Annotated in this window: 11 protein-coding genes; 4 read left to right on the top strand and 7 right to left on the bottom strand. The window is 74.7% G+C overall.

Annotated elements, in window-relative coordinates; genetic code table 11:
- Positions 1 to 14: 14 nt before the first annotated feature.
- Positions 15 to 668, bottom strand: a complete 654-nt coding sequence (gene tsaB / locus ACFWIA_RS03635; protein ID WP_386999992.1) for a tRNA (adenosine(37)-N6)-threonylcarbamoyltransferase complex dimerization subunit type 1 TsaB — start codon at positions 666 to 668, stop codon at positions 15 to 17.
- 149 nt (positions 669 to 817) lie between these two features.
- Here tsaB and ACFWIA_RS03630 point away from each other — a divergent pair, with 149 nt between their 5' ends.
- Positions 818 to 1,372, top strand: coding sequence for a hypothetical protein (locus tag ACFWIA_RS03630; RefSeq protein ID WP_386999990.1), 555 nt, complete (start codon positions 818 to 820; stop codon positions 1,370 to 1,372).
- A 127-nt stretch (positions 1,373 to 1,499) separates the two neighbouring features.
- Here ACFWIA_RS03630 and ACFWIA_RS03625 read toward each other — a convergent pair whose 3' ends face one another.
- From ACFWIA_RS03625 to ACFWIA_RS03605, 5 genes are all read right to left on the bottom strand, one after another.
- Complete coding sequence (locus ACFWIA_RS03625) at positions 1,500 to 1,682, bottom strand: hypothetical protein (RefSeq protein WP_386999988.1); 183 nt, start codon at positions 1,680 to 1,682, stop codon at positions 1,500 to 1,502.
- Positions 1,683 to 1,798: 116 nt separating this feature from the next.
- The gene (gene tsaE / locus ACFWIA_RS03620) at positions 1,799 to 2,350 is read right to left on the bottom strand and encodes a tRNA (adenosine(37)-N6)-threonylcarbamoyltransferase complex ATPase subunit type 1 TsaE (protein WP_386999986.1); all 552 of its coding nucleotides are present in this window, start codon (positions 2,348 to 2,350) and stop codon (positions 1,799 to 1,801) included.
- The gene (locus tag ACFWIA_RS03615) at positions 2,304 to 3,548 is read right to left on the bottom strand and encodes an alpha/beta fold hydrolase (RefSeq protein WP_386999984.1); all 1,245 of its coding nucleotides are present in this window, start codon (positions 3,546 to 3,548) and stop codon (positions 2,304 to 2,306) included. Before ACFWIA_RS03615 ends, tsaE begins: the two co-directional genes overlap by 47 nt.
- Positions 3,549 to 3,580: 32 nt before the next feature.
- Positions 3,581 to 4,768, bottom strand: a complete 1,188-nt coding sequence (gene alr / locus ACFWIA_RS03610) for an alanine racemase (protein WP_386999982.1) — start codon at positions 4,766 to 4,768, stop codon at positions 3,581 to 3,583.
- A gap of 635 nt (positions 4,769 to 5,403) precedes the next feature.
- Positions 5,404 to 6,876 carry an NAD(P)H-hydrate dehydratase gene (locus tag ACFWIA_RS03605; protein WP_386999980.1) on the bottom strand — a complete coding sequence of 491 codons (1,473 nt, stop codon included), beginning with the start codon at positions 6,874 to 6,876 and terminating at the stop codon, positions 5,404 to 5,406.
- A gap of 181 nt (positions 6,877 to 7,057) precedes the next feature.
- On the opposite strand from ACFWIA_RS03605, the gene ACFWIA_RS03600 reads away from it, so the two are divergent.
- Positions 7,058 to 9,394 (top strand): endoglucanase, encoded by a 2,337-nt coding sequence (locus ACFWIA_RS03600; protein ID WP_386999979.1) that lies wholly within the window; start codon positions 7,058 to 7,060, stop codon positions 9,392 to 9,394.
- Positions 9,395 to 9,413: 19 nt separating this feature from the next.
- Here the strand turns inward: ACFWIA_RS03600 and ACFWIA_RS03595 are convergent, their stop codons facing one another.
- On the bottom strand, positions 9,414 to 9,782 hold the full coding sequence (locus tag ACFWIA_RS03595; RefSeq protein ID WP_386999977.1) for a holo-ACP synthase: 369 nt from the start codon (positions 9,780 to 9,782) through the stop codon (positions 9,414 to 9,416).
- 180 nt (positions 9,783 to 9,962) lie between these two features.
- On the opposite strand from ACFWIA_RS03595, the gene coaA reads away from it, so the two are divergent.
- Both coaA and ACFWIA_RS03585 read left to right on the top strand, forming a co-directional pair.
- Entirely contained in the window at positions 9,963 to 10,952 is a 990-nt protein-coding gene (coaA, locus tag ACFWIA_RS03590; protein ID WP_386999975.1) for a type I pantothenate kinase, read from the top strand.
- A 38-nt stretch (positions 10,953 to 10,990) separates the two neighbouring features.
- The gene (locus tag ACFWIA_RS03585; protein WP_386999973.1) at positions 10,991 to 11,932 is read left to right on the top strand and encodes a DUF389 domain-containing protein; all 942 of its coding nucleotides are present in this window, start codon (positions 10,991 to 10,993) and stop codon (positions 11,930 to 11,932) included.
- The last annotated feature ends 3 nt before the right edge of the window (positions 11,933 to 11,935 follow it).

The following is an 11,935-nucleotide window of genomic DNA, read 5'->3' as shown; positions in this document are numbered from 1 at the left end:
GCGCAGTGCGGCGGTCACTGGGGGGTGACCACCTTGTAGTTCTTGGGGACCTGCGCATCGGGCCGGCGCAGGTAGAGGGGGCGGGGCGGATCGAGGGCCACGCCCGCCCGCAGCCGTTCGGCGGCCACCGAGGCGAGGGCCGCGGCGCTGACGTGCTCGGGGTCGCGCCCGTCGGGGAAGGCGTCCGGGTACAGCCGGGCGCCGGCGCCGACCACGGGCAGCCCGGCCAACTCGTCCGCGATGTCGGCGGGCCGGTCGACGGCGGGACCGGACACCCGGGTGCGGGGGTCCGCGTACCGGGCCCAGTAGACCTCCTTGCGACGGGCGTCGGTCGCCACGGCGAACGGTCCTTCGAGCCCGGCCGCGTGGGCCAGCCCGTCGAGCGTGCACACTCCGTGCACGGGCACCCCGAGGGCCAGGCCCAGGGTGTCGGCGGTCATCAGCCCGACCCGCAGACCGGTGTACGGGCCGGGGCCCGTGCCGACGACGAGCGCGGTGACGGACGGGAGCTTCACCCCGGCCTCGGCGAGCACCCGGTCGACCGCGGGGAGCAGCAGTTCCCCGTGGCGTCGGGCGTCCACCTGCGAGGACGCGGCGACCACGGCGGAGCCGTCGTGGAGTGCGACGGTGACGGCGGGGGTGGCGGTATCGAGAGCGAGCAGCAGCACACAAACAGCGTACGGCTCCGGCGGCCGGGGCACGGCCGTCCCGGTCAGCTCCGCAGTTGCTGCTACGGTCGCCGTACGACCCCTCACGGACGGTGACCGTCCCGTACGGGGGCGGTGGTCCGGCCCGGTGGTGGACGAGAGGTGACGTGGTGGCAGGGAGCAGCGCGGGAATCGTGGCCGGGCTCACCGGGGTGGCGCTCACCGCGGTCGGCTTCCTCGCCTACCAGGCGTCGGCGACCGTGCCCGAGGGGCTCGCCGGGACCTCCTCCGGCGCCTCGACCGCCGCGACCGCGCCCGCCGTGGAGCGCGACCGCAACCATCCGACCGCACTGCCCTCCGGGGCGGGCACCGGGCCGCGGGTCGTCTACGCGCTGTCGGACGACCGGGTCTGGTTGGTCGGCGAGCGCGAGAAGGTGCGGCGGACGTACCGGGTGACGCCCAGCACGATCGATCCGGAGCCCGGTTCGTACCTCGTCACGTCCCGTACGGGGAACACCGCCGGGTCGGACGGGGTCGGCATCGAGCACGTGGTGCGGTTCGCCTCGCAGGACGGGGTGAGCATCGGCTTCAGCGCGGCCGTGAACGGTTCCACCCGGCCGCCCGACCGCACCCGGCGCACCGGGGGCATCCGCTCCACGCGCCCGGACGGCGATGCGATGTGGCAGTTCGCGGTGATCAACACGCCGGTCGTGGTCATCCCCTGAGCGCGGGTACGCACGCTGCGGCGTGCACCGGGGGCGCGGGCCCGTGTCCGTGCAACCGCCGCACACCCGCGGGCGAACGCCCGACGGCCGCTCCGACGGGCCCGGCCCGGTCCGAAAAGGAGAGGGCCTAGGCGGCCCGGGGGCCTTCGTGGCGCTCGTGCACCGGCCCCGGTCGGGAGACGGTCCCCGTCTCCGTGTCCGTAGCCGCGGTGGGCGGGGTGGAGACCGCACGCGCCGCGGCGCAGGCGGCGAGCAGCACGTCCATCGGCACCGCCGCGCTCGGCGGCTCGACCCGCTCGGTCGCCGACATGGGCGCCTCCTGGTGCTCCGGGGGCAAAATGGTTAGGCAGACCTAACCTCTCTGCTCCATGTGACCACGGACCGGCACCCCTGCGCAACATCTTCCCGACAGCTTGTCGGAACGTGTCAGGAACCGTCACCCGGGGGTGCGACGAGCCCCTCGAACCCCGCCGCGGCCCACCGCTCCCCGTAGCCGCGCAGGGTGACCGTCCGGACCTCGTCCGTGGTGTCCCCCACCGCCCGGTCGATGAGCACGTGAAGTCGCGCCTCGGACAGTTCCTCGACCTTGCCGTCGCCCCACTCCACGACGATCACGGACTCGGGCAGCGACACGTCGAGGTCCAGGTCCTCCATCTCGTCGAGTCCGCCGCCCAGCCGGTAGGCGTCCACGTGCACCAGCGCGGGGCCGCCGATCAGGCTCGGGTGCACCCGGGCGATCACGAAGGTCGGCGAGGTGACGGCGCCCCGCACGCCGAGCCCTTCGCCGATGCCCCGGGTCAGGGTGGTCTTGCCCGCGCCCAGTTCCCCGGTGAGCATCACCAGGTCGCCGGGGAGCAGCCGCGCGGCGAGCCGCAGGCCCAGCTCCCGCATGCGCTCCGGGGACGTGACGGTGATCGACGCGGTGACGGGCTCAGCCGCCGTCGCCCGCGGTCCTGCTCGGTGCGCGCTCGGTTCCATAACCGTTCACGGTAGTGCCTGCCGGCAGGGCTCCCGCGCGGACCAGCAGTGCGGCGATCCGGTCCGTGACCGTGCCGGGGTGCTCCAGCATCACCAGGTGACCGGCGTCGGGCACCAGGACGAGATCCGCGCCGTCGAGCCGTTCGGCGACGGCCTCGCTGTGTCCGGCGGGGGTGATGAGGTCCTGCTCGCCGGCGAGCACCAGCACCGGCAGTCCGTGCAGGCCGGTGAGCGCCTCGCTCTTGTCGTGCTCGGCGAACGCCGGGTAGAAGTCCGCCACCACCTCGAAGGGCGTGGCCTCGATCATCCGCTCGGCGAACCGGGCGACGGCCGGGTCCACGTCACGGCTCGCGAAGGAGTACCGCTTGACGACCCCCGCGAAGAGGTCCGCCGTGGCGCGCCGGCCGCGTTCCACCAGTTCGGCGCGCGGCCCCAGCACCCGCAGCACCCCGGGCAGCACCCGCCGCACCGCGTTGACCCCGACCGCGGGCAGTCCGAAGCTGACCTCGGCGAGCCGTCCGGCGGACGTGCCCACGAAGGCGATCCCGGTGACCCGCTCCCGGACCAGCTCGGGGAACTCGGCAGCGAGGGCCATCACCGTCATGCCGCCCATCGAGTGGCCGACCAGGACGAGCGGGCCCTCGGGGGCGGCGGCGTCGATGACCGCCGACAGATCGCGGCCGAGCCGGTCGATGCTGACGGGTTCGCCGGCCGCCGAGGCCACCGGGCCGCGGGCGGAACGGCCGTGCCCGCGCTGGTCCCAGTAGACGGTGCGCACCAGGCCGCGCAGGGCGGCCCGCTGGAAGTGCCAGGCGTCCTGGTTGAGGCAGTAGCCGTGGCTGAACACGACCGTGGTGGGCGCGGTGGCGCGGCGCCGGAACGGCCCGCGCCGGCCGGACCCCGGGCCCGGGCCCGGTTCGCCGGTGCCGCCGAAGTCGCCGGGCTCGTCCACTTCGTAGGACAGTGCGGTGCCGTCGTCGGCGACCGCGGTCCCGGAGGTCCCCCGCAGTTCTCCGTACGGGCCGGCCGCGTCGAGGGCGGTCCTGGCCTTGCGGCGCACGCTGCGGCTCACGGTCAGCCGCTCCACGGCGACGCCGGTCGCGGCGGCTGCGGCGACCACGCCGATGGCGATGCCGGCGATGCCCGCGCCCCGGCGCCAGTTCCCGGCCGACACGGCACCCGTCACGACGTCCGTCACGGCTTCCGTCACGCCGGGCGCCGGGTCGCCGCTCACTCGTCGCCCCCGGTGTCCGTCCCCGCGCCCCCGGTGTCGTGCACGCCCCGGTAGACCCGGGGCACCCGGGCGCCGATCCGGGTGACGATCTCGTACGCGATGGTGTCGGCGGCCTCGGCCCAGTCCTCGGCGGTGGGCTCGCCCCGGTCGCCCGGTCCGAACAGCACGGCCTCGGCGCCCTCCTGGAGCTTCTCGCCGCCGAGGTCCACCACGAACTGGTCCATCGCGATCCGCCCCGCGGCCCGCCGCCACGCACCGCCGACCAGGACCGGGCCCCGGCCCGAAGCGTGCCGGGGGACGCCGTCGCCGTAGCCGACGGGGACCAGCCCGAGGGTGGTCTCCCGGTCGGTGACGAACCGGTGTCCGTAGCTGACGCCGTGCCCGGCCGGCACGTGCTTGACCAGGGCCACCGAGGCGCTGAACGTCATCACCGGTCGCAGCCCGAGCGCCGCGGACGTCCCCACCTCGGGCGCGGGTGACACCCCGTACATCGCGATGCCCGTGCGGACCAGGTCGAAGTGGGCTTCCGGCAGGGTCAGCGTGGCGGGGGAATTGGCGAGGTGCCGCACCTCGGGGCGCACTCCCTCGCCCTCCGCGTACCCGATCATCCGCCGGAACGTTTCGAGCTGCGCGGTGACCGAGGGGTGCCCCGGCTCGTCGGCGCAGGCGAGGTGCGACCACAGGCCGGCGATCCGGACGGTGCCGGCGGCCTCGGCGGCGAGCGAGGCGGCGACCAGTTCCGGCCAGTCGGCGGGCTGACAGCCGTTGCGGCCGAGGCCCGTGTCGGCCTTCAGGTGGATGCGGGCGGGGCGGCCCGCGTCCCGGGCGGCGGCGGTGACCTCCGCGAGCGCCCACATCCCGCTCACCGACACGTCGAGGTCCGCTTCGATGGCCTCGCGCCAGGGGTCGCCCGGCGTCCACAGCCAGCACATGATCCGGCCGCCGATGCCCGCGGAGCGCAGCGCGAGCGCTTCCTGCGGGGTGGCCGTGCCGACCCAGGTCGCGCCCGCCTCGATCGCCGCGCGGGCGCAGGGGAGTGCGCCGTGACCGTAGCCGTCGGACTTCACGACGGCCATCAGGGCGGACTTGGGTGCGCGGGCGCGCAGGGCGCGGACGTTGGCGCGCAGGGCGTTCAGGTCGATCTCTGCGCGGGCTCGGCTGGGCTGCGGTGGTGTCTGAGTCATCGCGCCGATTGTCGCACTTGGTGGTGTGCGGTTCCCTGCACGGTTCCCTGCGGGGTGCGCTGTGGTTCCGCGCAGTTCCCCGCGCCCCTGATCCAGGTGCGTCCACCTGGCGGTGCGCTGTCCTGTGCGGTGCGCTGGGTGTTTCGCGCAGTTCCCCGCGCCCCTATCGGGTGCGTCCCGGCTCGGGTGCGCTGTCCCGTGCGGGTGCGCTGGTGTTTCGCGCAGTTCCCCGCGCCCCTATCGGGGCCCGTGCCGGTGGAGGTGCGCGGTTTCCCTCGCCTCCTGCTGGGGCGGACGACGACGGCGAGGAGCGCCCGAGATCCAGGGGCGCGGGGAACTGCGCAACAGCGGGACGCACTCCCACTGAACAGCGCACCGCCAGGTGAACGCACCCGATAGGGGCGCGGGGAACTGCGCAAAACACCAGCGCACCCCGCAGGACAGCGCACCGCCAGGTAAACGCACCCGATCAGGGGCGCGGGGAACTGCGCGGGCACCCGCAACGCACCCCGCAGGGAATCGCGCACCACCAGGTGGGCGTACCGAAGGGGGCGCGGGGAACTGCGCAAAACCACAGCGCACCCGCACGGGACAGCGCACCGCAGCGGACAGTGGGGCCGAGCGAACCCGCAGGGTCACGGGGGAGTCGCGATGACGTGGGACCAGGCGACGGGCAACGCCTCCGCGACCTCGAACGCGGTAAGCGGAACCCCCCGCGCCGCCACCCCCCGCGCAGCCAACCCGTGCAGATACGCCGCCACGGCCCCCGCATCCAGCGGCCCCAACCCCGCAGCCAGCAACGACCCGGCGAGCCCGGACAGCACGTCCCCGCTGCCCGCCGTGGCGAGCCACGGCGTCCCCATCGGATTCACCCGCACCGGCCGCCCGGGATCAGGATCGGCGACCAACGTCGTCGACCCCTTGAGCAGCACCGTCGCACCGAACCGCGCAGCCAGCTCCCGCACCGACGCGAGCCGAGCCGCCTCCACCCGCCCCCGGGGCACCCCGAGCATCGCCGCGGCCTCCCCCGCATGCGGGGTGAGCAGCGTCGCCGCCCCGCGGTCCCGCACCACGGCCGGGTCCAGCGCCCGCAGCCCGTCCGCGTCCACCAGCACCGGCACGTCCGCGTCCAGCACCTCGTGCACCACGTCCGCGCTGCCCGTGCCGCCCGTGCGGTCGGAGTCGTCGCCGATGCCGGGCCCGACCACCCACGCCTGTACCCGCCCCGCCCGGGTCGGCGGCCCCTCGTGGACCAGCGCCTCGGGGAACCGGGCGATCACCGCATCGGTCCCCCGCCCCACGTACCGCACCGCGCCGGCCCCGCCGCGCAGCGCCCCGGCCACCGCGAGGACCGCCGCCCCCGGGTAGCGGGCGGACCCGGCGACCACCCCGACGACCCCGCGCCGGTACTTGTCGCTCTCCCCGACGGGCACCGGCAGCAGCCGTGCCACGTCCGGGTGTTGGAGCGCCTCCAGCGGGGGCACGGAGGGCAGGTGCGGGCCCAGCCCGATGTCCACCAGCCGTACGGTGCCGGCGTGCTCGTGGGCCGGGTCGATCAACAACGCCGGCTTGTACGTCCCGAAGGTGACCGTCGCGTCGGCGCGCAGCACCTCGCCGCGCACCTCGCCGCTGTCGGACTCGACGCCGCTCGGCAGGTCGACGGCGACGACCACCGCGTTCGAACCGCGCGCCGCCCGCGCCAGCGGGACCGCCTCGGGCCGCAGCCCGCCCCTGCCGCCGATGCCGGTGATCCCGTCGAGGACGAGGTCGGCCGCGGCGAGCACCTCGAACGGGTCCTCGGCGACCCGGCCGCCCGCCCCGGTGAACGCGCGGAGCCCGCCCGGGTGGGTGCGGTCGGGGGCGAGGAGCACGGCGCTGACGCCCGCGCCCCGACGGGCCAACCTGGCCCCCGCGTAGAGGGCGTCCCCGCCGTTGTCACCACCGCCGACGAGCAGCACGACCCGGGCCCCGTAGACCCGGCCGAGCAGATCGGCGCAGGCAGCGGCGAGCCCGGTGGCGGCCCGCCGCATCAGTTCCCCGGCCGGGAGCCGCGCCATCAGCGCGGCCTCGGCGTTCCTGACGGTCTCCACGTGGTGAGCGGTGCGCATGCGGTCGAGTCTGCCGCAGCGGACGACGGCGGGACGGGGGAACTGCGCCGCATGGCCGCGTGGGGAAAGGGGGGACCGGGCCCGCCACGGACCGGGCTTGACGCAAACCCAACATCAACTTAGGTTCACCTTACTTATGTGGCGCGCAGGGGCGTGTCCGCCTCCGAAAGGTCGCTTCGCCATGCGCCCGTCACCTCGTGCTGCCCTGCGTTCCTCGCGGTCCGCCCTGGCGATCCTGCTGGTCACAGCCCTGTTCCTGCTGGTCGGGCCACCCGGTGGGGACCGTGCGCGGGCGGCTTCCCCGGACGGCGCCGACGGGCCCACCGGGCAGCGGCTGACCGTCTCGGACACCAAGGACCTCGATCCGGACGGCCAGAAAGTGACGGTCACCGGTAGCGGCTACGACCCCACCAAGGGCGTGTACCTCGCCGTCTGCGAGATCCCGCCGCCCGGTCAGGCGCCGAGTCCCTGCCTCGGCGGCATCGACATGTCGGGCGGCTCCGGTTCGCAGTACTGGATCTCCAACAACCCGCCCCCGTACGCCCAGGACATCGTGAAGCCGTTCACCGTGACGGACGGCAAGGGCGGTTTCACCCTCGAACTCACCGTCAGGGCCAAGGACTCGGGCGCCGACTGCTCGCAGAAGGCGTGCGCCGTCGTCACCCGGGCCGACCACACCCACGGCGGCGACCGCGAGCAGGACGTCATCGTGCCCGTCACCTTCGCCGCGGACGGCGGGCCGGGGCCGGAAACCCCGCCGGGCACGGTCCGGCACCAGGAGGTCCGGCGGATCGACGCGCCCGTGGGCGGTGCCTCGGCCCTCACCGTCGACCCCGCCACCGGACGCGTGCACATCGCCGGCAGCGACCTCGACGACCACCGGCTCGCCGCGTACGACCCGGACAGCGGGCAGCCGGTGGGCGAGGCCGTGCCCCTGCCGGGCGTGGCCACCGCCCTGGACGCCGACCCGACGAGCGGCACGCTGTACCTCGCGCTGTCCGACCGGATCGCCACCTACGAACCCGGGGCCGGCGGGCTCACCGACCACCGCACACCGCAGCTCCCGGCCGGCATCGAGGACATCGCCCTGGACCCGGCGGCCGACCGCCTCTACGTCACCTCGCAGAACCGGACGGTCCGGGTCTTCGACACCACCGACTGGCAGCAGGTCGGGGAGACCGTCACGCTGCCCGCCCCGCCGCGCGGCCTCGCCGTGGACCCGGTGGGCCACCGCGGGTACGTCACCTACGTCCGCAGCGCGATGGTGAACGGCTCGGTCTCGATCCGGAACGTGCTCGCCACGGTCGACGGGGCCACCGGCGCCCTGACCCACGAGCTGACGGTGGGCACCGGGGGCCTCGGCAGCACGGGCGTGGCCGTCGACCCCGAACGGGCCACCGGTTACGTCGCCAACATCGGCGGCAACTCCGTCTCGGTGGTGGACCTGGCACAGTCGACGGTGACGGGGAGCATCCCGGTCGAGGGCAACCCGCGGACCCTCGCCGTCGACCCCGGCACGGGCACCCTGTACGCCGCGCAGAGCACGGCCGACACGATCGCCGTGGTGGACACCGGGCGCCGCGAGGTCGTGCAGACCCTCCCGGCCGGTGACCACCCGGACGACCTGACCGTCGACACCGCCGACCACGCGCTGTACGTCCGCACCGAGGGCCGGACCGTCCAGTACCGGCGGCAGGTCTCCCCCACGGTGAGCGCCGACCCCGGGTCGATCACCGTACGGGCCGGGGAGCGGGCCGAGTTCACCGCGGCGGCCGGGGCGACGCCCGAGCCGACGGTCAGTTGGGAGCTGAGCAGCGACGGGGGCGGCAGCTGGCGCGCCGTTCCGGACGCCGCGGGCACCGTCCTGGGCTTCGAGGCGGGCTCCGCGCACGACGGCCACCGCTACCGGGCGGTGTTCACCAACCCGGTGGGCACGACGCGCACCGCGCACGCGGTCCTCACGGTCACCCCCAAGACCCCCGAGCCCACACCCACCCCGACACCGACCCCCACACCCACTCCGACTCCGACTCCGACTCCCACCGAGGAACCCACCCCGACACCGACACCGACGCCTGAACCCACTCCGGAGCCCAGCCCGACGCCGACCCCCGAGCCCACGCCGGAACCCAGCCCGGAGCCCACGTCCAGCCCGGAGCCCACGCCGGAGCCGACACCCGAGCCGAGCAAGTCCACCGGCACCGATTCATCGGGCGGCACGGGCACGACCGGCGGCAGCACGGGAGGCACCACCGGCACCAGCAGCAGCGGCTCCGTGGGCGGCGGCACGGTCGGCGGGACGGACACCACCGGCGGCTCCAGCGGGACGGTGACCAGCGGCGGCACCACGGGCGGCACGGTCACCGGCGGGACCACCGGCACGCGCAGCGGAACCGGCGGGGGCCTCGCCGCCACCGGCTCCGGCCCGCTCCCGTACGCCCTCGGCGCGGTGCTGCTCACCGCGCTCGGCACGGTCGCCGTCCTCGCCGCACTGCGCCGCAGGAACCGGACCGCGTAGCCGGCGGGTCCGGACGGGGTCAGCCCTCCGCGACGACCACCGCGGACGCCACGCCCGCGTCATGGCTCAGGGACACGTGCCACGCACGGACCCCCAGGGCCTCGGCGCGGGCGGCGACCGTACCGGACACCCGCAGCCGGGGCCGACCACTGTCCTCCACCCACACCTCGGCATCCGTCCAGTTCAGCCCCGGCGGCGCGCCCAACGCCTTCGCCAGGGCCTCCTTCGCCGCGAACCGGGCCGCCAGCGAGGCGACCCCGCGGCGGTCCCCGCTGGGCAGCAGCAGTTCCCCGGGCGCGAACAGGCGCTGCGCGAGCCCCGGTGTCCGCTCCAGCGACGCGGCGAACCGGTCGATCTCCGCCACGTCGATCCCCACCCCGATGATCACCCGGTCACCGTACCCAGCCACCACGGCCCCGACGGGCCCGCGCACCCCACGCTCACGTCCATGCGGCGCAGCCTACGCGCGGGTTCGAGGTGGACGAATGCGACCATGCGGCCATTCGGGCCGGCCCGGGGTGACGCACCCCACCCTCCACACCTGCCACACAGCCGCAACAATTGCAGGGTGATCTCTCCGGTCTCCTCGCCGCCGCACAGCGCCCCCCGGTCCCGACCGGAGGCCAGCCCGTACCTCGACCTCACCCGGGCCGAGTGGAGCGCGCTGCGCGACAAGACCCCGCTGCCGCTGAGCGCGGCGGAGGTGGAGGGGCTGCGCGGCCTCGGTGACGTTATCGACCTGGACGAGGTGCGGGACGTCTACCTGCCGCTGTCCCGGCTGCTGAACCTGTACGTGGGCGCCACCGACGGGCTGCGGGGCGCGCTGAACACCTTCCTCGGGGAGCAGGGCTCGCAGTCCGGCACGCCCTTCGTCATAGGGGTCGCCGGTTCGGTCGCCGTCGGCAAGTCGACCGTCGCCCGACTGCTACAGGCGCTGCTGGCCCGCTGGCCGGAACACCCGCGCGTCGAGCTGGTCACCACCGACGGGTTCCTGCTGCCGATGCGCGAGCTGCGGGCCCGCGGACTGACCTCCCGCAAGGGGTTCCCCGAGTCGTACGACCGCCGGGCGCTCACCCGGTTCGTCGCCGACGTCAAGGCGGGCAAGGCCGAGGTCACCGCACCGGTGTACTCCCACCTCATCTACGACATCGTGCCCGGGGAACGACTCGTCGTGCGCCGCCCGGACGTGCTGATCGTGGAGGGCCTGAACGTGCTCCAGCCCGCGCTGCCCGGCCGGGACGGCCGCACCAGGGTCGGGCTCGCCGACTACTTCGACTTCAGCGTGTACGTCGACGCCCGGGTGGAGGACATCGAGCGCTGGTACCTCGACCGGTTCCGCACGCTGCGGGCGACCGCGTTCCAGGACCCGTCCTCGTACTTCCGCAAGTACACCCAGGTGTCCGAGACGGAGGCCCTTCAGTACGCGGCCACCACCTGGCGGACCATCAACAAGCCCAATCTGGTGGAGAACGTGGCGCCGACCCGGGGCCGGGCGACCCTGATCCTGCGCAAGGGCCCCGACCACAAGGTGCAGCGGCTCAGCCTGCGGAAGCTGTGACCCGAGCGCACTGAAGGGGTGCCTGGTTAGGGTGAGGCATGCTCCATCTGCGACTGATCACTCCGGCGGACCGCACCGACGAGGTGGTCAAGCTGATCGAGGGGACCGTCGGCACCGCCCACCTGGCCGTCGTCAAGGGCGCCGCCCGCGACCCCGAGGGCGACGTGGTGATGTGCGACGTCGCCCGGGAGGCCGGGGACGAACTGATCGGCGCGCTGCGCGCGGCCGGGATCGACGACTGCGGTTCGATCGCCGTGGAGACGATCGACCTGTCGCTGTCCAAGCGGGCCGACCGCGCGGAGGACGACGCACCCGGCGAGGGCGCCGACGCGGTGCTCTGGGAACAGCTGACCGACCTGACCCACGAGGAGTCGACGCTCACCGTCACCTATGTGGCGTTCCTGTCCGTGGCCACGATGATCGCGGCCTGCGGGGTGATGCTGGACAACGCCATCCTCATCGTGGGCGCGATGGCCGTGGGCCCCGAGTTCGGACCGCTCGCCGGGGTGTGCACGGCACTGGTGCAGCGCGCCCCCCGACTGGTGGCGCGCTCCCTGTGGGCGCTGCTCGCGGGCTTCGCCCTCGCGATGGTCGCCACCGCCGGGTTCGCCTGGCTGATGGACGCCTTCGGGCTCTTCACCGAGGACATGGTCGAAGCGCCCCGGCCCAACACCGCGTTCATCTGGCAGCCCGACTGGATGTCCTTCGTGGTCGCCTTCCTCGCCGGGATCGCCGGCACCCTCTCGTTGACCTCGGCGAAGTCGGGTGCGCTGATCGGGGTCGCGATCTCCGTCACCACGGTCCCCGCGGCGGCGAACGCGGCGGTGGCGCTCAGCTACCGGGACTTCGGCCAGACGAGCGGCTCGGCGCTGCAACTGCTCGCCAACCTCGGCGGGATCGTCCTCGCCGGCAGCCTCACCCTGATCGCGCAGAAGTCCTTCCTGGCCTGGCAGCGCCACCGCGCGCTCGGCCCGCGCTGACCG

The organism is Streptomyces sp. NPDC127068 (assembly GCF_042724695.1).
GTDB lineage: Bacteria > Actinomycetota > Actinomycetes > Streptomycetales > Streptomycetaceae > Streptomyces.
Note: the sequence above shows the minus strand (reverse complement) of the source record. Positions and strands in the feature narration are given on the sequence as shown.

Excerpts from the sequence above, each read along its gene's own strand:
- ACFWIA_RS03625 (WP_386999988.1), bottom strand. The coding sequence starts at position 1,682 with ATGTCGGCGACCGAGCGGGTCGAGCCGCCGAGCGCGGCGGTGCCGATG.
- tsaE (WP_386999986.1), bottom strand. The coding sequence starts at position 2,350 with ATGGAACCGAGCGCGCACCGAGCAGGACCGCGGGCGACGGCGGCTGAG.
- alr (WP_386999982.1), bottom strand. The coding sequence starts at position 4,768 with ATGACTCAGACACCACCGCAGCCCAGCCGAGCCCGCGCAGAGATCGAC.
- ACFWIA_RS03605 (WP_386999980.1), bottom strand. The coding sequence starts at position 6,876 with ATGCGCACCGCTCACCACGTGGAGACCGTCAGGAACGCCGAGGCCGCG.
- ACFWIA_RS03600 (WP_386999979.1), top strand. The coding sequence starts at position 7,058 with ATGCGCCCGTCACCTCGTGCTGCCCTGCGTTCCTCGCGGTCCGCCCTG.
- ACFWIA_RS03585 (WP_386999973.1), top strand. The coding sequence starts at position 10,991 with ATGCTCCATCTGCGACTGATCACTCCGGCGGACCGCACCGACGAGGTG.